Origin of the sequence: Streptomyces sp. NPDC002795 (assembly GCF_042888725.1) — a bacterium.
Lineage (GTDB): Bacteria > Actinomycetota > Actinomycetes > Streptomycetales > Streptomycetaceae > Streptomyces.
Map to the genome: position 1 here is coordinate 69347 of NZ_JBIAQB010000016.1, position 20052 is coordinate 89398.

At 69.3% G+C, this 20052-nt stretch carries 17 protein-coding genes and 1 pseudogene; 10 read left to right on the forward strand and 8 right to left on the reverse strand.

Going from position 1 to position 20052, the window contains the following annotated elements; genetic code table 11:
• Both ACFYWS_RS36215 and ACFYWS_RS36220 read right to left on the reverse strand, forming a co-directional pair.
• Positions 1-1064 (reverse strand): annotated as a pseudogene (locus ACFYWS_RS36215) (hypothetical protein); the annotation flags it as partial.
• Between the two features lie 87 nt (positions 1065-1151).
• Complete coding sequence (locus ACFYWS_RS36220) at positions 1152-1478, reverse strand: WXG100 family type VII secretion target (protein ID WP_389283573.1); 327 nt, start codon at positions 1476-1478, stop codon at positions 1152-1154.
• A 472-nt stretch (positions 1479-1950) separates the two neighbouring features.
• On the opposite strand from ACFYWS_RS36220, the gene ACFYWS_RS36225 reads away from it, so the two are divergent.
• From ACFYWS_RS36225 to ACFYWS_RS36235, 3 genes are all read left to right on the forward strand, one after another.
• Positions 1951-2340, forward strand: coding sequence for a hypothetical protein (locus tag ACFYWS_RS36225; protein WP_389283575.1), 390 nt, complete (start codon positions 1951-1953; stop codon positions 2338-2340).
• A gap of 48 nt (positions 2341-2388) precedes the next feature.
• The gene (locus tag ACFYWS_RS36230) at positions 2389-2946 is read left to right on the forward strand and encodes a hypothetical protein (protein WP_389283576.1); all 558 of its coding nucleotides are present in this window, start codon (positions 2389-2391) and stop codon (positions 2944-2946) included.
• Between the two features lie 109 nt (positions 2947-3055).
• Positions 3056-3799 carry a sporulation protein gene (locus ACFYWS_RS36235; RefSeq protein WP_389283577.1) on the forward strand — a complete coding sequence of 248 codons (744 nt, stop codon included), beginning with the start codon at positions 3056-3058 and terminating at the stop codon, positions 3797-3799.
• 110 nt (positions 3800-3909) lie between these two features.
• On the opposite strand, the gene ACFYWS_RS36240 is transcribed toward ACFYWS_RS36235, so the two are convergent.
• From ACFYWS_RS36240 to eccE, 3 genes are all read right to left on the reverse strand, one after another.
• The gene (locus ACFYWS_RS36240; RefSeq protein ID WP_389283579.1) at positions 3910-6402 is read right to left on the reverse strand and encodes an AAA family ATPase; all 2493 of its coding nucleotides are present in this window, start codon (positions 6400-6402) and stop codon (positions 3910-3912) included.
• Positions 6403-6668: 266 nt separating this feature from the next.
• Complete coding sequence (locus ACFYWS_RS36245; RefSeq protein ID WP_389283580.1) at positions 6669-8369, reverse strand: hypothetical protein; 1701 nt, start codon at positions 8367-8369, stop codon at positions 6669-6671.
• Entirely contained in the window at positions 8369-9586 is a 1218-nt protein-coding gene (gene eccE, locus ACFYWS_RS36250) for a type VII secretion protein EccE (protein ID WP_389283582.1), read from the reverse strand. The genes ACFYWS_RS36245 and eccE overlap by 1 nt, the downstream gene beginning before the upstream one ends.
• 443 nt (positions 9587-10029) lie before the next feature.
• Here eccE and eccB point away from each other — a divergent pair, with 443 nt between their 5' ends.
• The 5 genes from eccB to ACFYWS_RS36275 all read left to right on the forward strand — a co-directional run bounded on the left by eccB (position 10030) and on the right by ACFYWS_RS36275 (position 16370).
• Positions 10030-11532 (forward strand): type VII secretion protein EccB, encoded by a 1503-nt coding sequence (gene eccB, locus ACFYWS_RS36255; protein ID WP_389283584.1) that lies wholly within the window; start codon positions 10030-10032, stop codon positions 11530-11532.
• Between the two features lie 54 nt (positions 11533-11586).
• A complete protein-coding gene (gene mycP / locus ACFYWS_RS36260; RefSeq protein ID WP_389283586.1) occupies positions 11587-12822 on the forward strand; it encodes a type VII secretion-associated serine protease mycosin in 1236 nt (411 codons plus the stop codon).
• A 129-nt stretch (positions 12823-12951) separates the two neighbouring features.
• A complete protein-coding gene (locus ACFYWS_RS36265; protein ID WP_389283588.1) occupies positions 12952-13296 on the forward strand; it encodes a hypothetical protein in 345 nt (114 codons plus the stop codon).
• Between the two features lie 17 nt (positions 13297-13313).
• Positions 13314-14903 (forward strand): WXG100 family type VII secretion target, encoded by a 1590-nt coding sequence (locus ACFYWS_RS36270; RefSeq protein ID WP_389283590.1) that lies wholly within the window; start codon positions 13314-13316, stop codon positions 14901-14903.
• 87 nt (positions 14904-14990) lie between these two features.
• The gene (locus ACFYWS_RS36275; protein ID WP_389283592.1) at positions 14991-16370 is read left to right on the forward strand and encodes a S8 family serine peptidase; all 1380 of its coding nucleotides are present in this window, start codon (positions 14991-14993) and stop codon (positions 16368-16370) included.
• Between the two features lie 149 nt (positions 16371-16519).
• On the opposite strand, the gene ACFYWS_RS36280 is transcribed toward ACFYWS_RS36275, so the two are convergent.
• Both ACFYWS_RS36280 and ACFYWS_RS36285 read right to left on the reverse strand, forming a co-directional pair.
• Positions 16520-16711 (reverse strand): hypothetical protein, encoded by a 192-nt coding sequence (locus ACFYWS_RS36280; RefSeq protein WP_389283594.1) that lies wholly within the window; start codon positions 16709-16711, stop codon positions 16520-16522.
• A gap of 8 nt (positions 16712-16719) precedes the next feature.
• On the reverse strand, positions 16720-17505 hold the full coding sequence (locus tag ACFYWS_RS36285) for a helix-turn-helix transcriptional regulator (RefSeq protein WP_326014418.1): 786 nt from the start codon (positions 17503-17505) through the stop codon (positions 16720-16722).
• A 339-nt stretch (positions 17506-17844) separates the two neighbouring features.
• Here ACFYWS_RS36285 and ACFYWS_RS36290 point away from each other — a divergent pair, with 339 nt between their 5' ends.
• Both ACFYWS_RS36290 and ACFYWS_RS36295 read left to right on the forward strand, forming a co-directional pair.
• Positions 17845-18279: a hypothetical protein gene (locus tag ACFYWS_RS36290; protein WP_389283596.1), complete on the forward strand. Its 435-nt coding sequence runs from the start codon at positions 17845-17847 to the stop codon at positions 18277-18279.
• A 70-nt stretch (positions 18280-18349) separates the two neighbouring features.
• A complete protein-coding gene (locus ACFYWS_RS36295) occupies positions 18350-19243 on the forward strand; it encodes a hypothetical protein (RefSeq protein WP_389283702.1) in 894 nt (297 codons plus the stop codon).
• Positions 19244-19310: 67 nt separating this feature from the next.
• Here ACFYWS_RS36295 and ACFYWS_RS36300 read toward each other — a convergent pair whose 3' ends face one another.
• On the reverse strand, positions 19311-19976 hold the full coding sequence (locus tag ACFYWS_RS36300) for a hypothetical protein (RefSeq protein WP_389283598.1): 666 nt from the start codon (positions 19974-19976) through the stop codon (positions 19311-19313).
• Between the last annotated feature and the right edge of the window lie 76 nt (positions 19977-20052).

Genomic DNA, 20052 nt, shown 5'->3' on the forward strand with positions numbered 1-20052 from the left:
CCGCTGGGCGAGTCGCCGCCGCTCGGGGTGGCGTTCCCGCCCGGTGACTCGTTGCCGCCCGACGTGCCGTTGCCGCTGGGCGAGTCGCCGCCGCTCGGGGTGGCGTTCCCGCCCGGTGACTCGTTGCCGCCCGACGTGCCGTTGCCGCTGGGCGAGTCGCCGCCGCTGGGTGCCCCGTCCCCGGTGGTCTCGCCGCCGCTTCCCGCCGTGGAGCGCTTTTCGGTGAAGTTGTTGAACAGCTCGCCGGCGCCCTGCTCCATCGCGCGCAGACCGCCGGCGTCACCGCCGGCCGCCGCGATACCGCCGGCGACGACCTTCCCTCCGGCCTTCGCCTTGAAGTCGTACCCCTTGCCGTCGTCGCTCTCCTCGAACTCCCCGAAGACCTTGCCGATGGCACCGTTACCGGCCGCGACTCCGAGGCCCTGGAAGTCGATGCCCTGCTGCGCACCGAACGAGCCCTTGATGCTCTGGCTCAACACTTCCTGACCCACCTTGGAGGCGACATCGGTCGCGATCTCCTTGGCGATGTCCTGGATCTTCTTGATCGCCCGCTCCTTGAGAGCGTTGACGACCGCATCCATGATCTTCTGCGCAGCTTCGGTCGCGGCCCGCTGCAGCATCATCCGGGTGGTCGCCACCTCGGCGGCGAGCACGGCTTCGGAGGCCCCCAGGGTGACCGGTGCCGAGGCCTGAGCGATAGCGAACTGAATGGCGATGAAGATGAGTTGAGCGATCACGTACATCTTCAGAGCGAGTACGGCGTACCCACAGATGTCCAGCGTGACCGCCAGGAGATCGGCCGACGTCGCCAGGTCGGCCAGATAACCGTCGCCGCCATCGAACTTCTTCCACTCGCGGGCGAACGCCTCGGCCGCCTCACCGACATGGGCGTCCGCGACGGCGCGCGCCGCGCTTTCCCCCTGCGACGCGTACTCGGCCGCGGCCTGACCGAATCCGCGCCACAGCTCCGCGGCCTCGTGCAGTTTGTCCTCGTCGATGTTCGGCCACTTGAAGTCCAACAGGTCGAGAACCCAGTCGACCTCGGTGGGCAGCATGATCGCCACGAGTTATGACCCTCCGGTGAAGATTTCGTTCGATGCGCGGACGGCCGAACTGGCCCGAGACCCGGCCGCATTGCGTCCGCTTGGCGGTTACTGGCCGATCTGCCGGAGAGCGTCCTTATTGCCTTGTTCCGCCTGCTCGTACAGGTTGGCGTTGGACGTGAGCTTCTCGCCGATGCCCTTCAGTCCATCACCAAGATGTTCGAGCGAATCGAGAATTCCGCCGCTTGCCGCCTTGTACATGTCGAGGGCGACGGTGACACCGATGACGTCGTCCTCGCCCCAACCGCCTTCGAGCGCCTTGAGATCGTCGTCGAACTGCTTCGACTGCTTGGCGAAGTCGGCGGCAATGCGACCGAAGGCGCCTCCCTGCTCCTTGAGCACGTCCGCCTGAACGCCGTAGCCGGAGCCCCCCATGTCACACATCCCCTGGTTGTTGATTTGATCGCCTGCACGGTCATCCGCTGCACCACGCGACCACAGTTGAGCTGCGTACCGTACATTAGTCGGCGGTCTCAGCGGACACCCCCAGGCGCCATGGATCCCCCACAGCCCGCACGCGCACTACACACAGTTTTGCCAGACCTTTGCCGCCGTTCCCCTTACCCCACGAAGGGCACCCACTTTCATGACCAGTCCCCCGAAGGCACGGCAGAAGACGCCCATTGGCCAGCGCAATGGGCTCGGATTCGTATTCATCGTGGCCTTCGTGGGAATGGCCCTCGTGTACGGATTCCAGGCCTTTTCCTCCTGGGGCCATTTGGGAACGCATGGCACTTTCGCTGTGCAGAAGTGCGAACAGACCAGGGCCCACACCAGCTCGTCGCGCGGCCCATCCAGTGTCCGCGCGACCTGCACGGGGTCGTTCCGTTCCGACGACCGCTCCTACGTGGACGACGACGCACAAGTCACCATCGGCAGCGGCGACGCGCCGAGCAAGGACGGCGACGCGTACGTCGCGCGGCTGCTCGGCTCCGACGTGTCGAACCTCGAACTCGCCGCCCAGCACTTCGACTCCAGCTTCATCGGGCATGCCATCACGGGTGACTACGAGCTGGACAACACCAAGCGCGCGGCGCAATCGGCGGGCATGGTCAGCGGCGGAGCCATCTTCCTCGGCGCTGGAATCTTCTGCTTGGTCGCGGACTGGCCGCGGCGTGGCGGCCCGAAGGTCAAGGAAGCCTGGAACGACGTATTGGGAACCCCGAGCCGCGTCGCGGTCATCGTCTTCACGAGCATCGGAGTCGTCGGATTCATCGCCTCTGTCATCGCGATGTGAATTGCCCCGTTCCCGGTCTGCGGGCCCCTCTGCGCTGGAGCATCCGATATGCCTGAACTTCAAAAAGCGACGCGCACCCAAGAGCCCGCCTGGGCGGGACGCATCACCGCCGCGGTCATCGCCGTCGTGGCCCTCCTCATGGCCGCGATGTACTTCGTCCAAGGCGTGGAGCGATCCGGGGCCACCGGCGCGACCGGAACCCTGACGGTGACGGACTGCTACCAGCGCGGCTCCCAGGGCCACACGTGCGTGGGGCGGTACCGGTCCGACTCCGGGCAGGACGCGGTGGACGACGCCGTCGTCAAGCCCCGTTTCGCCTACGCAAGCGGGGAGAAAGTCACGGTCTCCGGTTCCGGCGCCTCGTACACGGTCCTGAACTGGACGGAATCCGCCTGGTCGTTCTGCCTGGCCTTCTTCTACCTAGGCGCGTTCTCGCTCGTACTGCGCGGATTGCCGAACGGCTTCCAGCGTACGAAGGAAACGAACGAACCCTCTCCCGACAAGTGGTATTCCATCACCGCCCCGATGAGGGACGCACTGTCGGGCTGGGGCTTCCTCGTCTCCCTGGTAGGGCTCATCGCGTCGATCGTCGTCTATTCGACCTGAAGAAGGACGAACACTCTGAGCACCGTCCCACGTTAGGGTTCCCCGGCGGGTCGGGGCGGGTGCCTGGATGGTCCGGGTGGAGGAGCCGGCGGCCCGGGGAGTGGGATTCGTGGCTTTTCGGAAGTTCCTCAGTTCGCTCGGTGTCGGTGCGCCCGAGGTCGAGACCACGCTCAGTGCGAGCGCCGTACGGCCCGGGGATCAGCTGCACTGCAATGTGCGGCTGCAGGGCGGCTCCGTGGACATCGAGGTCGAGCGGGTCCGGATCGAGATCGTGACCCGGTTCGAGGACCTGGAGGAGACCGAGACCCTGTGGAGCAACCCGGGTGTCGTCAAGTCCCTCGTGCTCGGCGAGAAGTTCGAGCTGAAGGCCGGGGAGACGAAGGACGGGCAGGTCTCTTTCGACGTGCCGTGGGAGACCCCGTTGACGCACTTCCTGGGTGGGCGGCCGCTCAAGGGGGCGCGGGTCGCGGTCCGTACGGAGCTGACCGTCGACAACGCCGTGGACCGCGGTGACTTCGACGAGGTCCAGGTGCACGCGCTGCCCGCACAGGACGCGTTGCTGCAGGCGTACGCCAACCTCGGTTTCCGTTTCGACGAGGCCGAGGTGAAGAAGGGGACGCCGACGGGCGGCCGCAACTCGCAGGTCGGTTTCTGGCAGGAGATCGAGATGTGGTTCCCGCCGGAGTACCGGCGGCCCGGCGGGCAGTTGGAGTCGATCTTCTTCGCCCGTCATGACTCGCTCGACCTGGTCACCGGCAGGTACGGGCCGTTCGCCTTCCCGTACGACAACATCGACGTGCCGGCGTGGACGGCGTGGCTGGACCAGCATCTGCGGAAGACCTTCCAGCAGTGAGCGCCTAACACGCGTATCGCGTACGAAGGTACGAAGGTACGAAGGTACGAAGGAGGGGGCCGCGTCCGTGTCGGACGTGGCCCCCTCCCTCGTACGCGTACTGCTGTCGCCTACTGCGGCGGCTGCTGCTGCGTCCAGCCCGACGGCAGACCGCCGCCACCCGGCTGCTGCGGCGGCTGGGGAGCCTGGCGCGGCTGCTGCTGTTGCGGGTAGCCGTAACCCTGCTGGCCCGGCTGCGGGGCCGCAGGCGGCTGCTGCCCGTAGCCCTGCTGCTGCGGCGGGAAGCCTGCCGGGGGCATGCCCGGCTGCTGGCCGCCGTACATGCCGCCCGCCTGCATCTGGGCCTCGGCGCGCTGCGTGAAGTCCTCGGCGATCAGCGCCGCGATCTCGAAGTACGCCTCACGCGTCTTCGGGCGCATCATGTCGAGGTCGACCTCGGCGCCCGCCGCCAGGTGCTCGTCGAACGGGACGACGACCACGCCGCGACAGCGCGTCTCGAAGTGGCTGACGATGTCGTCCACCTTGATCATCTTGCCGGTCTCGCGCACACCGGAGATGACCGTGAGGGAACGCTGGACGAGGTCCGCGTACCCGTGCGCCGACAGCCAGTCGAGCGTCGTGCTCGCGCTGCTCGCGCCGTCCACCGACGGGGTCGAGATGACGATCAACTGGTCGGCCAGGTCCAGGACTCCGCGCATCGCGGAGTAGAGAAGACCGGTACCCGAGTCCGTGAGGATGATCGGGTACTGCTTGCCCAGTACGTCGAGCGCGGAGCGGTAGTCGGCGTCGTTGAAGGACGTCGACACGGCCGGGTCCACGTCGTTGGCGATGATCTCCAGGCCGGACGGCGCCTGCGAGGTGAACCGGCGGATGTCCATGTACGAGTGCAGGTGCGGGATGTTCTGCACCAGGTCGCGGATGGTCGCGCCGGTCTCACGGCGGACCCGTCGGCCGAGCGTGCCGGCGTCCGGGTTGGCGTCGATCGCGAGGATCTTGTCCTGGCGTTCCGAGGCGAGGGTCGCGCCGATCGACATCGTCGTGGTCGTCTTGCCGACGCCGCCCTTGAGGCTGATCACGGCGATTCGGTAGCAGGACATGACCGGCGTGCGCATCATCTGGAGCTTGCGCTGCCGCTCGGCCTCTGCCGCCTTGGCGCCCAACTTGAACTTGCTGGGGCCCTTGTTGTTGTTCTTGCGCTTGGGCTGGTTGCGCAGAAGGCGGTCGGAGCTCAGCTCCACCTGCGCGTTGTACCCGAGCGGTGCGCCCGGCGCCGAACGCTGCTGGCCCGCACCCGGGTCCCAGCCCGCGCGCGGGTCGACGGCCGGCTGCGGGTACGCGTTCGGGGCGGGGGCCCCGGGAGCGGCCTGCTGACCAGGAGCCGGGTGCCCCTGCTGGGGCGGCTGGCCCTGCTGAGGCGGCTGGCCGTACGGGGCCTGCGGCGCGGGCGGCGCCGCCTGTCCCGGGTCCTGACCGGGAGCGGGCTGCGGCTGACCCGGCTGCTGCTGCGGCGGGTAGCCGTAACCCGGCGCCGGCGGCTGCGGATAGCCATAACCAGGGGCGGGCGGCTGCGGCGCCCCAGGGGCCGGCTGACCGGGAGCGGGCTGCTGCTGCTGCGCGGGCTGCCCGTAGGGACCCGGCTGCTGCGGGGCGGCGGGCTGCCCGTACGGGCCCGGCTGCTGAGGAGGCATCGGCTGCCCCGGCTGGCCGGGAGCGGGCTGCGCCTGAGGCTGGGGTTGCGGCTGCGCCGGGGGCTGCGGCTGACCCGGTTGCTGCTGCGGCGGGTAGCCGTAACCCGGGGCCGGCGGCTGCGGATAGCCATAACCAGGGGCGGGCGGCTGCGGCGCCGCGGGAGCGGGCTGCTGCGGCGCGGGCTGCGGGTAGCCGTAACCACCGGCAGTGGGCGGCTGCGGCGCCACCGGAGCCGGAGCCGGCTGACCAGGTGCAGGCTGCTGCTGCGGCGCGGGCTGCGGATACCCGTAACCACCAGCGGCAGGCGGCTGCGGCGCCACTCGAACCGGAGCCGGCTGACCAGGAGCGGGAGCAGGAGCAGGCACAGGCGCGGGCGCGGCCGAACCGGCCGGAGCTGCCGCCTGGTTCACCTCGGCCCCGGCCCCCGACGTCGCGGCCCCGGACGTCCCGGTCTCGGACGTCGCCGTCCCGGATTCCGCCGCGTCATCGGCGGCGTCGTCGTCATCGTCATCGTCGTCCCCCCACAGGTCACCCGTGGGATCGACGGCCCCGGCCCGGCGGCTCGACGCGGCAGGTTCGGCGGCAGCGGCGGGAGGAGCCGCAGGCGGCGCGGCGGGCGCGGCCGGAGCCGCCTCCCCCGCACCCGTACCCCCGAAGGTCGGGAACCCAGGAGCGGCCGGCGGCGGCGCGGACCCCTCGGACGGGGGACCCGGCGCGGGCGGCGGCGGAGTCGCGCCCCCTGCCGTGCCGGACGAGGGGGTCGCGGGCGTGCCGGACGGCGGCGTCGCACTCGATTCGCTTGGCTGCGCGTACCAGGACGGCGCGTCGAAATCGAGCCGGAACTCTCCCGTCAGCTCCGTCTCGATCGAACCGTCGCCGGGGTCCGGGTTCCGCTGGTCCCGGTCACTGGTCACTGTGCCTCCTGGTCTCTGCTGTGCACCTGAACGACCGGTTCCGGCGGGGCCTGGTGGGGTTCGCGCGTCGTCGCCCCCGACCGTCGCGGCGGCCCCGCGTCACTTGCGTCTCAGCCGTTCGTCCGGACAGCGTAAACGGTTCGGGGCGGCCTCCGTAAAGGCGGTACGTGTCACGTACCCGTCGGTACACGTCACGTACCCGCTCTTTACGGGGCCACCCCACACCTCTTCGGGACCACCCACCGCACGCCGGAGTCCGACGGGCGTCAGTCCATCCGGCGCGGGCCGCCGAGCAGCCCGGTCTCCGGTTCCGTCGGCTGCACCATCACGAACTGACGCTTGTCGCCCGCGATCCACAGCATCGTCGCGTCGCTGAGCGTCGGCAGCGTCTGGGTGAGCTGCTCGGGAAGACGCAGCACCCGGCCGATGGCCTCGGCCTCCTGCGGGGAGAGGTTCTGCAGCCCGATGACGTCGGCGCGGGCGAGCAGTCGCGGCGCGCGCGGGCCGAGGAACGGTACGACGGTGAGCGTCGACTGCCAGGGCGTCGGCGCGATCTGGGAACGTCCGGGCTGCGCGCCCAGGTCCCGTACGACGAGGACCGGGCTCGCCACGGACGCGCCCTGCGCGGCCATCTGGCGCGGCTCGTACACCGAGACGCACTGCAGTCCGCCGCCCGCGGCCTGCGCCATCGGCGCCCACGCGGCGGGCCGCACGGACTCGACGGCGATCCGGGCTCCGATGGCCGCGGTGCGCAGCGCGATGATCTGCGCGGTCCACATCGAGCCGACGACGACGATCTCGCGGGGCCTCGGCCGCAGCACGTCGAGGACGGCGGGGCTGCCCTGCGGGTCGACGCCGATGACGACACCGTCGTCACCGACGCTCACGCCGAGCGAGCCGAGCGACTTCTTCGACATGACGTGCCGACGGCGGCGCGGGCCGCGCAGCCCGTAGCCGGGGCTGGTGAACTCCTCCTCGAACTCCGCGAAGTCGTCCTCGTGCGCGGGGTCGTCGGGGAGCGCCCGGTGCGTGGGCCGGCCCGAGCCGACCTCAGGGGCGGGCGCGTACGTCATGGTGGCGCCAGTGGCCGCGGGTGCGGCCTGCTGCGGTACCTGGGCGATGCCGCCGACGACGCCCTGGGACGGGTCCTGCGGCTGCTGGTCCGGGTGCTGCGGCGCGTACTGCTGCTGGGCGGCCACCTGCTGCTGGGCGGCGAGTTGCTGCTGCTGCGCCATCTGCTGCTGGCGCTGCTGGTCCTCCCACTCACGGCGGCGTGCCTCGGCCTCCTCCGCGCGGCGCTGCTCCTCCTGGTAGCGGGCGCGCAACTGCCGCTGCTCTTCGGCGTGCTGGGCCGCGGCGGCCTGCTGCTGGGAGGCGACCTGCTGCTGCGCGGCGTGTTCCGCGGCAGCCTGCTGCTGGGCAGCTTGCTGTTGCGCGGCCTGCTGGTGCGCCACCTGCTCGGGCGTGGGCTGTTGCTGCTGCTGCGGGTAGCCGTAGCCGCCCGCCTCGGGCGTCGGCTGCTGTTGCTGCTGCTGCGGGTAGCCGTAGCCACCTGCCTCGGGCGTCGGCTGCTGTTGCTGCTGCTGCGGGTAGCCGTAGCCACCTGCCTCGGGCGTCGGCTGCTGTTGCTGCTGCTGCTGCGGGTAGCCGTAGCCACCTGCCTCGGGCGTGGGCTGTTGCTGCTGCTGCTGCTGCTGCTGCGGGTAGCCGTAACCCTCCTGCTGCTGGGCGGCAGCCTGTTGCGCCTCCCACTGCCTGCGCCGCTCCGCCGCCTCCGCGGCCCGTTGCTGCTCCGCGTGCTCGGGGGTGGGCTGCTGCGGGTAGCCGTAACCGCCCTGCTGCTCGGCGGCCTGCTGCGCCTCCCACTGCCTGCGCCGCTCCGCCGCCTCCGCGGCGCGGCGCTCCTGCTCTGCGTGCTGCTCGGGGGTCATCTGCTCGCGGGGGTCGGGGGTACCGGGGGTGCTCATCAGCGCGTGCCTCCGAGGGGAAGGGTGGCGAGGAGGCCGGGCAGCTGTTCCCGGTCGAGACGGACGAGGCCGGCCTTGAGGCCGGAGGCGGCGCGCTCGAGTTCGCGCTTGGCCTGACCGAGTTCGTTCTCGCTGCGCGCCGAGAGGCGCACGTGCCCGCTCACCGCGACGTCCTCGCGGCCCGCGCGAGCGAGGGCGATGCTGAACGTCGTCGCGAGCGTACGGGTCGTGGACAGGCCGGACGCGAGCGCGCCGAGCGGCGTGCCACCGCGGCCGAGCTGCGGCCACGTACCGATCCAGTACGAGGCGTGCCATCGGTCGTCGCACCGCCAGGCGCGCACGCTCTCCTCGGTACGCGGACCCGAACGGCCCTGCTGCGACTGGGCGTTGAGGTTGGCGCGGGGGTTGACGCAGGTCGCGACGGAGAGCGCGGAGAGGACGGCGTTCTCGTCGAGGACCTCGGCGACGAAGCCCTGTCCGTTGAGCCGGCTGATCAGCTGGTCGGCGGCGCGCAGCAGGGCGCGCTGGGCGCCGCGCAGGTCGCCGCCGCGTGCCTCCACGGCCTCCGGGCACAGCTCGGGGTCGAGCTTGAGCGCCACCCACGTCATCCGGACCGCCGGGGTGCCGGCCTGCGCCTGAAGGGCGGCGTACGCCTGGGCGGCGAGGGCCTGCGGCGGGAGGTGCGGGGCGGGGGCGGGCTGGGTGTACTGCACCAACTGCACCGATTCGAGGTGGATGTCCTCGACGTCAAGGGCGTCGGCGAGCAGCTCGACGGGCAGCGGCCGCGCGTCGCCCTGCGGGCGCAGCGGGCCGGGCGCGGAGTCCACCTGAACGAGTGCCGTCAGGAACGAGCCGTCACCCACGAAGCCGACGAGGCGCCGGTCCCGGGCCTCGTACTCGCACGTACGCAGGCTCGGGTCCGCTTCGAGGAGCGGCGCGAAGCCGCTGTCGATGTCGGCGGGCGGCGGCCCGCTGAAGGCGCGGCGGCGGCGCTTGAGGGCGCGGCCGATCGCCATCCACTCGGGAAGCGGGTGGCGGCGGCGCCGGCCGAGCTGAAGGAAGACGAGCAGCCCGCCGATGACGGCGGCGGGCAGAATCAGCACCGCCTTGATCGCGGCGGCCGCCACGACGAGCGCCAGCGCGATCTCGATGATGACCAAGTGGTGCGTGCTGATCGGTCCGAAGCTGCCGATCTTGCGAGGCAGCTTCGGTCTCACCGGACCTGCGGCCTGCTGCTGCGGCGGCGGAGCGGCCTGCGCGGTACGGCTACCGCGCCCGCCACGTCCGCCCTGCCCGGCGGGCCTGCCGGTGGGGCGGCCGCCGGAACGGCCCCCTCCGCGGCGCCCGTTCGGGGTCGGTCGACCCTGATTGCCACGCTGTCGGGTCCTGCTGGCGCTGGACATCCCCCGCCCTGCTCCTTCGCTCGCTGCTGTGATGACTCGTGATGGCCGGCTGGGTTGAATCGGTCGGAATCGGACCGCCCCGGGCCATCGGGACCCAACGTCGGCTGGCGCGTGGAAAAACCGTACCCGTACGCTACGGCCCGATCACCACACGGCATAGTAGAGGCCCGTGCGGCGCATGCGCCGGGGGTGGTCGAGAAGTGGACCCGCAGCAATAGTCCAGCACGGTCCAGCGAGGACGGGGAGAAAACGTAACGATGGCATCACGTCGTGATGAGCTGAATGCCTACAATTTCGCACGCAAGCGGACCGTTGCCGCTTTTCTCAAACCACTCCCCAATGGATCGGTGGACAGCGCCCCGCGGCCGCTGAAGCACGCGGTCCCCGGGATCGTCATGGCCGTGGTGGTACTGGCGGGCTTCGGCGCCTGCGGCATGATCAGCCCTGTGGCGCCCAAGGGTTGGGACACACCCGAGGCCGGAATCATCGTCACGGATCCGTCGGCGACGCGGTACGTGGTGCTCAATTCGGATAAGAAGGACAAGAACGGCAAGGAGAAGCCCGTTCTGCATCCGGTCCTCAACCTGGCGTCCGCAAAGCTTCTGTTGAACCCGAAAAACAGCGGTGAGGGTTCCGTGAAGACCGTCAAGGAGAAGTTCCTCGACGAATCGAATATCGCCCAGGGTTCGATGGTCGGAATTCCGTACGCCCCCGACCGAATGCCGAACACCAAGGACGCGGGCACGGCCAAGGCATGGGCGCTGTGCCAGCAGGCGATCGGCGGCGCCGACGCGATGTCCACGTCCACGCAGCAGACCGTGTTCGTACTCGACAAGGACGACGCGAAGAAGGTCTCGGCGAAGGGCTCCGGCAAGCTGGACTCCGGCAAGGCCCTGTACGTCCAGGACGAGGCCAGGACGCCGTACCTGGTGAGCAGCCGCGGCGTGGCGTACAAGCTCGCGGGCGGCCAGGGCGGCAACCTCGACTCGCTCGTCCGCACCCTGTTCGGCAACAGTGCCCAGCCGCGCACCGTCACCGACGACTGGCTGGCCACGCTCACCCAGAGCCCCCAGCCGATCAAGCTGCCCTACGTGCCGGGCGACGGCCAAACGTCCAGCGCGAGCGGCGTTCCGTCCAAGTACCGCACCACCGGCACGCTCCTGAAGACCAATGGCGGCGACCACTACCTGGTCGAGCAGGACCAGGTCGTCCCCGTCTCCGACTTCCAGGCGAAGCTGCTCCGGGAGACGCTCAGCAACTCCACCCCGAAGATCATCCAGGAGCCCGAGCTCTCGGTGGACAGGGGCGCGTCCATGCAGGGCGCCAGCACCTGGCCCACCCAGGCAGTCTCGCTCGCCAACGGCGGCTCGAACGACACCTCCTGCTCCGTGTACAACGGCGGCAAGGCGACCAACCTGAGCACCTGGGCCGGCTCCTCCCTGCCCATCACCTCGGTCGCGTCGAGCGCGTCCTCCTACGTGAGCCCGGGCAGCGGCCTGCTCTACCAGGAGGAAGAGGGCAAGTCCGCCAGCGGCTTCAACTACCTGGTCACCGACACGGGCCTGCGCTACTACCTCCCTGTCAACAACGACTCCGGCAAGGACTCGTCGGGCTCGGACAAGGAAGAGGTCGGCAGGGCGCAGATCCGCCTCGGCTACGAGAAGACGAGCAAGGTATCGGTGCCCGCCCAGTGGTCCAAGCTCCTGCCGTCCGGCCCCGACCTGACGACCAAGGCCGCCGAGCAGACGCAGAACTCCTGACGCCGAACTCGTAACGCAGAACTCCTAGGGGGAACAGAGACCGTGGCACCCACCGTGGCATCTACTGCTGTCGCGCGCCGCACGGCGGCGGCGCTCGCGGCGACGGCCGCACTCGCCTGTCTGACCGCGACCCCCGCGGTCGCCGACGACGACACCCAACTGGCGTCCACGGACTGCCAGTTCGGCGGCAATGTCATCAAGGGCACGCCGTGGTCGCTGCAGCGCGTCATCCCCGAGCAGCTGTGGGAGGGCAAGTCCCTCAAGGGTGACGGCGTGACCGTGGCCGTCATCGACACGGGCGTCGACACGAAGAACGCGCAGCTGGCGGGGAAGGTCCTCGGCGGCAAGTCGTTCGCGAAGGGCTCCAAGGCCACGACCGACGGCGTCGGCCACGGCACGAAGGTGGCCGGCATCATCGCGGCCTCCCCGATCGCCGGCTCGGGCTTCCACGGCCTGGCCCCCGAGGCCAAGATCCTGCCCCTCCAGACGAGCACGGCGGAGGAGGGCGGCAACCTGGCGACCATGATTGACGCCATCAACGCCGCCGTCTCGGCCGGCGCCAAGATCATCAACATCTCGCAGGGCACGACGGCGAACGTTTCCAAGCTCGGCCCCTTGCAGGCCGCGGTGAACAACGCCGAGTCCAAGGGCGCCCTCATCGTCGCCTCGGCCGGCAACAGCGGCGCGTCCGGCAAGGCCTCCGACACCTACCCTGCGGCCCTGAAGAACCCCAACGTCCTGTCCGTCGCGGCCTCCGACCGCAACAACGAACGCGCCCCGTTCTCCACGCCGAACGAGCACGTGGACATCGCGGCCCCCGGCGTCGACATGGTCTCGACCGTCCCCCAGGGCGGCCAATGCGTCGACCAGGGAACGTCGTTCGCCGCCCCGTACGCGGCCGGGGTCGCCGCCCTCCTCAAGCAGAAGCATCCCGAGTGGGAACCCGAGCAGATCATCTGGCACCTCGAGGACACCGCGTCCCGCTCGCACGCGTACCGCGACCAGAACATCGGCTGGGGCGTCATCGACCCGGTAGCCGCCATCAAGGACGAGACCCCGCCGACCCAGCAGATCACCAACGAGGACCTGCAGGGCGCGGTGGGCGCGGGCCCCGGCGCCGGCGAGAAGATCACCGCCGCGAAGCTGACCCTGGGCGAGACCCCGGCGGAGCGCAACTCCCGCTACGGGACGTACCTGGTGATCGGCGGCGGCCTGGGCCTCGCGGTGATCGCGGCGGGGGCGATGGCGCGGCGGGACTGGTTGCGGCGGCGGGGCGAGGACGTTCTGTGAGGGAACCTGTGTTGAACTTGTGAGTTCGGCACGTCTCAGGCGATTCTTGAGGTAATCGCTGCGCGTCCAACTGCACGCGGCACAACAGAACTTCAGAGTTACAGAAGAAAACGGGGAAGGCGGCCTGCGATGGCTGACGGGTACGAGGTCGATCTCGACGCCCTTGACCAGGTGGTCAAGGAACTGAACCAGGTCCTGAAGGACATGGGTGGGCCGAAGCGTAAGGCGGCGCACTCGACGTACGTCCCGAAGGACGCGCTGGGTGACTTCGACGAGGCGCGGACGCTGGCCAACGCGCACGACTCGATGAAGGCCCGCATCGAAGACGACATGATCGCCAAGATCGAGAAGCTGATCGACAAGTTCGGCCAGAAGACGCGCAAGGCTCACGGCCAGTACCAGGACGCTGAGGCCGACAACTCGGTCAAGGAAACAGGAGGCGGCGGCTCGGACGTCGCCAGCCGCAACGCCTGAAGGGGGACAGGGAGATGGTGGCAAGCGCGCCAACGGGCGGCCGGGGTGAGGGCGCCTCGGGCAGGGGCTTCGACACCCCGTTCAACACGAAGGATCTCGACAGCCTGAAGGCCATGGTGGCCAACACCAACCCTGGGCTCCTCAGGGAGGTTTCGCAGGCCTGGAAGGAAGTCCACGACGAGCTTGTCGGCCCGGACGGGGACGGCGGTCTCCTGGAGCAGTTCAACAAGGCCGTGAAGAAGGTCCTCGAGAGCTGGAAGGGGGGCTCCGCCGGCAAGTTCGCGGAGGAGGCCGGAAAGATCAGCCAGGAGATCTCGAAGGGCGGCAACTCCGCGAAGGTCACGTCGGATGCCATGTTCGACTCCGCGGACAGGCTTGACCAGGCCAAGACCGCGATCGAAGACATGGACGTCAGCTGGTGGGACGAGGCGTGCGACTCCGTCGGTGACTACTTCAATACCATGAGCGCCGCGGATGTCGCCCAGGTGTTGGCTGCCCCATCCACCTTCGGCGCCAGTGCGGCAGTCTCCCAGTGGCAGCACATGAAGGCCGCCGAGGCCGCCCAAGGCAGCATCGACGCGGACATCGCAAGCGGCATGGACACCAAGCAGGTCATCTCCACGTGGAGCGACAGCATGGGCGCCAAGCGGGAGGCGTCGCTGCAGGCCGCCATCCATCTGGAGGGGTTGGCGGCGTCTTACACATCGACGTCCAAGCAGTTGGACAGCGATGTCGGCACCGACACCAGCTTCAAGCCACACACCCCGGACACCGGTGGTGGCCCAGGTAATGTGGATGTTCCAGGCTCCGGCGGCGCCAACCCGAACATTCCTGGCGGTGCCGGTATCGGCGGAGGCGGCGGAGTGGGCCAGGGCATCCCCGGCTTCGACGCGAACGGGCTGAAGCCGCCGACCGCTCCTGGAGGCGGCATTCCGGATGCGTCTCAGATCGGTACGGGCCTGGACAGCGCAGGACCTGGCCTCGGCGGGGGCGCTGGTTCCGGAATCGGAGCGGGCGGCGGACTCGGTGCAGGTGGCGGAGTCGGCGGCGGCGCAGGAGTCGGCGCGGGCGGCGGCATCGGTGGCGGCATGGCCGGCGGTCTCGCCGGTGGTATGGCCGGCGGCGCGGCGGGCCTTGCCCGTGGGGCGGGCGGCGGCGCGGCCGGGCGTGGAGCAGCGGGTCGCGGCATGAGCGGCGGTGGCGCCGGCGCCGGTCGCGGCACAGGTGCTGCCGGTCGCGGCATGGGCGGCATGGGCGGCGGTATGGGCGCCGGCGGCGGTGCAGCCGGCAAGGGCCTCGCAGGCAAGACCGGCGCGGGGGCCAGGCTGAAGGGCGGCGCGGTCGGCGGCGCCGCGGGCAAGACCGGCGGGGCATTCACCCCTGGCGGTACGGGGCTTCGCAACCGTGGCACCGGCGCGGGTGGCACCGGCGGCACGGGCCAGAACGGCCGCGGCGGCTTCGGCCCCGCCGGAGCCGCCGGCGGACGCGGCGCTGGAAGGCAGCGCGGCGAGGGTGGCAACAGCAGCCGTCTCCCTGACTACCTCACCGAGGACAAGGAGACCTGGACACCCAAGGACCGCAAGGCCAACCCGCCCGTCATCGAGTAACCAGATACCGTTCGTGGGGCCCACGGCCATTCCGGTCGTGGGCCCCACGCACATCAGCATGGAATTCACCACGAAAGGTGTCAGAGCATGCGCTTCGCGCACAGGACGCTACGCGCGATCGGCGGCGCGGCCATGGTGGGAGCCCTGGTGCTCGGCACCGCATCGGCCGCATCGGCGGACGCGACCCGAGACAGCCAGTGGCAGAACAAGGCGTTCGACAGCGACGCCGTCCATAAGGTCGCCACGGGCAAGGGCGTCACCGTCGCAGTCCTCGACGACGGAGTGGACAGCACTCACCCCGACCTCACGGGCAATGTGCTTTCCGGCAAACGCTGTTCGGACGACAAGCCTGCCAACGAAGAAAAGCTCGACGACCACGGCTCGGGCATGGCCTCGCTGATCGCGGGCCACGGGCACGGATCCGGTAGCAGCGAAGGCGTGTTGGGGCTTGCTCCTGACGCAAAGATCCTGCCCGTTGACATCTTCGCTGACGAAGGCCGTGGCCTCACCGCAGGAGACCACAAAATGGCCTGCGAATGGGACGAGGCAATCCGCTATGCCGTCGGCCAGGGGGCCGATGTCATCAGTGTTTCCATCGAGCAGGGGTACGTAGATGAAACGGTGAAGGAGGCCGTTGCCTACGCCTTGGCCCACAACGTTGTGATTGTCCAGTCGTCCGGCAACGAAGGCATCGAGGAGAAGCGCGGCCTCGGATCCGTCCCCGGCGTCACCCAAGTCGGTGGTTCCGTGCAGAACGGAACCCCCTGGGAAGACGAGAACTACTCCAAGCAACTCATGTTCACCGCGCCTGCCAAGGACATCATCGTCGCCACGAGCCAAGGCGGCTACGAGGACGACAGCGGCAAGTTCATCGACGGCGACTACGTCACCGGCGATGGCACGTCGATGTCCGCCGCCATCGCCTCCGGCACCTTCGCCCTCCTGAAGCAGAAGTACCCGGACTACACCCCGGGCCAGTTGGTCAACCGTGTCATCAAGTCGACATACATCGCCAAGGGCGTCGACAAGTCGAAGCTCCCGGACGCGTACCACGGCCACGGTGACCTGAGCCCGCTCAAGGCTCTCACCGCGAACATCCCGAAGGGCAGCGCGGACGGCCCCTGGGACCTGTCCAAGCTCCCGAAGGCTTCGGGTGACAAGGCCGGTGCGTCCGCCTCCCCCGCCACCGACAACGCCTCCGACTCGTCGGAGGACGACAGCTCCAACATGATGCTCTACGTCGGCATCGGCATCGCCGCGCTCGTCATCATCGTGGTGGTCATCGTGATCGTCATCGTCTCCCGCAACAAGAACAACCGCGGCGGCCCGGGCGGACCCGGCGGCCCCGGTGCCCCCGGGGGCATGCCGCCGCACGCCTACCAGCAGGGCGGCTACCCGCCCCAGCCCCAGCAGCCCGGCCCTTACGGCCAGCAACAGCCCCCGCAGTGGGGCCCGCCGCGCCAGTAGGCGCACCGTATCGAGCGTGACGTGAGGCCCGTGACCATCGCCCGGTCGCGGGCCTCACGCGTGCGCTCCACACGCGTAACGGACTGTGACGCACGAGCACGAACCCGTCGAAGTTCGGCGTCACAGTCCCGTACCTCCTACCCACCAGCTCAGAGAAGGTGGTCGGCCTTTCCCCCCTTTATGTCGAGGATCATGCGGCGCAGAGCGTCACGGCTGTCCGTGATGTAGTGGTCCTCCGCGCCATTGACGGCGACGTAGGCGTTGCCGTCGGTGTCTATGCCGAGTCGGAAGCAGTTCGCGGCCTCGCCGCAGAAGGGTTCGTCCCAGGTGATGTCAGGCATGCACGCTCCTACAGTTCATTGACGATCTTGTGAATGAAATCGCGTGACGCCACATGCGGCAGGGCGACCTCCACCATCGCGTCGATCTGCAAGGCGTACTTGCGCAACTGTGCGTCGGAACTCATGAATTCCGGCCCGTGGGTGCTGTCCAGGAGCGCGGTGTCGAGCTGAGGGGCAGCACCCTTCGCGTAGGTGACGGACTGTCCTGCACCGGGGAAGGCGCCGACCGCGAAGGGGATGACCCGGATCTGCACCTTGTCGCGCTCGCTGACGTCCAGGATGCGCGTCAACTGCCGCTTGGCGACGAGCCGTCCACCGAACTCCATGCGCAGCGCGGCCTCGTGTATGACCATTTCCAGGAGAGGCGGATCCGGACGGTCGAGCACTTGGCTCCGCCCCAACCGGTGAGCGATGCGGGCTTCCCTGGCCTCTTCGGAGAGCGGTGGGAACACGGCACCGAACAGCGCTCGTGCATGCTCCTCGGTCTGAAGCAGACCCGGCAGGTGCACCGAAAGTGCGACCCGCAGCCCGCAGGCGAACCACTCCATCTCCGCGATGTCGAGGAATCCGTCCGGGACAGTTCCACGGTCACGCTCCCACCACCCCTCACCTCGCTCCGCGGTGAGGGCCGCCAGGCCATTGCTCCAGGCGTCGTCGATGCCGCCGTAGCTCGACGCGATGGCGCGCACGCGCGCCGCGCTCACTCCGGTGCGCCCCGATTCGAGGTTCGCGACGTAATTGCGCGGCGAACCGATCAGCACGGCGGCCTGCTCGGTGCCGAGCTCCGCGCTCATCCGCATCTTGTGCAGCTCGGACCCGACCCGACGTTGGCGCCAGGTCGGATTACGCCTCGGTGGCATCTGCCCCTCCTTGGATGGTGACCGGGACAGTCTGCCTCGCACGGGATTCAGAGGTCCATCCCGAAAGGTTCTACACGTAGACCCAACCTGCGCTACATTCAGTAACGCACCGCTCACGCAAGCGAGTTGAAGCGCACCGCGCCGCGCTGCCCGCGACCTCCTCCCCGGGAGGGGCGGCCCGGCGCCCGGGGAGGCAGGCCACTGCCCGCGCCCGTGAGTGCCGCACACGTAGCGACTTGACCCGTAATCCCGCCCCACACAAAGGAGTCGGCCATGCCCACCGTCGTGCACCAGCCGCCCGCCGCCACTCCGGCGAAGCGCCACCCGCTCGCACTCACCGTCACCCTCCCCGCCACCACCGCGTCGGCCGGCATCGCCCGCAGCGCGGTAACGGCGGCGCTGCACCGACACGGCCTGGACCGGTTCGCTCCGGTGGCATGCCTCGCGGTCACCGAACTCTCCGCCTGCGCGGCACGCACCGCCCCCGGCACTGCCATCCATATCGAACTCGCCCAATACGAAAAGGGGTTGAGGCTCCTCGCCCACAGTGCCCAACCAGCAACACCCCGCAGCAGGCGAGGCCTCTGGCTGCTCTCCGCGGCCATCGACGACTGGGGCGGCACCTGGGGCGTCCTGGACACCCACACCCGCATCCACACCCACACCCCGCCCTCCCGAACACTGGCCTGGATCGACCTCCCTCACTGACGTCACCACGGCGGCGCGACCTCGACGCGCCCCCGCTCGTTGAGCAATCGGAACCATGAAGGGGGGGATCGTGGTCGGCTCGCCGCACGAAACCATGCACCACTTCTTCCGCAAGGAAACGGCCATGATGGTGCGCAACTTCCAGCGCCTGTTCCACGTGCCGTTTCCCGAGGCCCGCGACATCGCCGTCCTCAACACCGCCCTCACTGAGGTAACCCCGGTCGACAGACGCGTCGACACCCTCATGCGCGTCGACACCGACGAGGGCAACTACCTCTTCGCGTACGAGTCCCAGGGCAAGCGCGACGACGCCAAACCGGGAAGCTGGGCGTACTACTTGGCGTATCTGTACGCGAAGTACGGCATCGAGCCGGTCCTGATCGTGCTGACGCAGAGCCGGCCCACGGCCCGTTGGGCGGCACGGCCGATTCGGCTCGGGCTGAAGGAGTGGCCGTCGCTGATGGTGCGGCCGCTCGTGCTCGGGCCGGACAACGTCCCGAGGATCACCGACGAGAAGCGGGCTCTGGAGGACCCGTCGCTGGCGGCGTTCTCGGCGATTGTTCATGGCCGGGGTATCGGCGCTACTGCGATACTGGAACCGCTCGCGGCGGCCCTGAGCATCATCGACAGTGAGAGCGCGGCGGTGTTCGCGCAGTTCGTGGACACAGGCCTGGCCGATGACCGGGCCAGAAAGATCTGGAGGGACCTGATGGCGGACGTGAGTTACTTCTTCCGGCACCCTGTCGCGGAGCAAGTACGTGAAGCAGGCCGAGTGGAAGGCCGTGAGCAAGGCCGCCTGCAAGATCGCGCCGAGATGACCCTCCGTATCCTCGAATGGCGAGGCCTCACCGTGCCCGACGTCGTACGCGAACGCGTCCTCGCCTGCACCGATGCCGACCAGTTGACCGTCTGGGCGGAGCAGGCGGTCCATGTGTCCGATGCCGGGGATCTCTTCGGCTCCTGACGCGCAGCACAGCACGGGGAGGCCCAGTGGAGCACCCGCCCCTCTGGGCCTCCCCAGGCCCAACGCGCTAGCGCGCGACGCGCATTTCGCTGCGGATCTTCCCCGTGAGGTCCGCCGCCTCCTCGGTCGACAGGCCGAGAGTCCCGTCGTACGGAGTGACCAACGCGACCGTCGAGTAGTCGGCCCAACCGCACACCGTCGTCTCGCGGTCCGCGTCGTCGTTGTCGAAGCTGTCCACCCTGAGGTCCGCGCACTCCATCTCCGCGCCGTCGAGCGAGTCCGCCTCCGCCTCCTCTTCCACGTTCAGTGTCGTGACGACATGGCCGGGGGACTTTTCCGCGGCTTCGTCGAGCTTGTCCCTCACGAGGCCGAAGTAGTGGCCCAAGGCCAGCTTGGGGTTGCCGAACTCACCGTAGGCACCCGACACCGTGAACTGCTCGGCGTTCTTTGCGCGCTGCAACGTGTCCTGAGCCTGCTCCGGGTCAGAGTTGTCGACGTTGTCGAGGAGCTCTTCCGAGTAGCTGGCGGCGATTTCCTTGGGGTTCTTGATGTCGTAGCTCGCCAACTCCTTGGGGTCTTCCGTCCCGAGCCCGAGGTCGGGATCCGCAGCGTCGCCCGCTCGGTAATACGTGGCGAACGACATCGTCGACGGCGCGGTCAGCTTGTGCGGGCCGTCGTCGTCCGGGCCCTGTGCGTCGCGGATCCAGAACAGACCGAAGCCGACCAACGTCATGAACGCTGCCCCGCACGCGACAAACACCAAGGTCTTCCCCAGACCGCCACGGCGGGGCGGCGGCGGGTAGCCACCC

Excerpts from the sequence above, each read along its gene's own strand:
- eccB (WP_389283584.1), top strand. The coding sequence starts at position 10,030 with ATGGCATCACGTCGTGATGAGCTGAATGCCTACAATTTCGCACGCAAG.
- ACFYWS_RS36285 (WP_326014418.1), bottom strand. The coding sequence starts at position 17,505 with ATGAGCGCGGAGCTCGGCACCGAGCAGGCCGCCGTGCTGATCGGTTCG.
- ACFYWS_RS36290 (WP_389283596.1), top strand. The coding sequence starts at position 17,845 with ATGCCCACCGTCGTGCACCAGCCGCCCGCCGCCACTCCGGCGAAGCGC.
- ACFYWS_RS36265 (WP_389283588.1), top strand. The coding sequence starts at position 12,952 with ATGGCTGACGGGTACGAGGTCGATCTCGACGCCCTTGACCAGGTGGTC.
- ACFYWS_RS36245 (WP_389283580.1), bottom strand. The coding sequence starts at position 8,369 with ATGAGCACCCCCGGTACCCCCGACCCCCGCGAGCAGATGACCCCCGAG.
- ACFYWS_RS36275 (WP_389283592.1), top strand. The coding sequence starts at position 14,991 with ATGCGCTTCGCGCACAGGACGCTACGCGCGATCGGCGGCGCGGCCATG.
- ACFYWS_RS36280 (WP_389283594.1), bottom strand. The coding sequence starts at position 16,711 with ATGCCTGACATCACCTGGGACGAACCCTTCTGCGGCGAGGCCGCGAAC.
- ACFYWS_RS36230 (WP_389283576.1), top strand. The coding sequence starts at position 2,389 with ATGCCTGAACTTCAAAAAGCGACGCGCACCCAAGAGCCCGCCTGGGCG.
- ACFYWS_RS36300 (WP_389283598.1), bottom strand. The coding sequence starts at position 19,976 with ATGACGTTGGTCGGCTTCGGTCTGTTCTGGATCCGCGACGCACAGGGC.
- ACFYWS_RS36220 (WP_389283573.1), bottom strand. The coding sequence starts at position 1,478 with ATGGGGGGCTCCGGCTACGGCGTTCAGGCGGACGTGCTCAAGGAGCAG.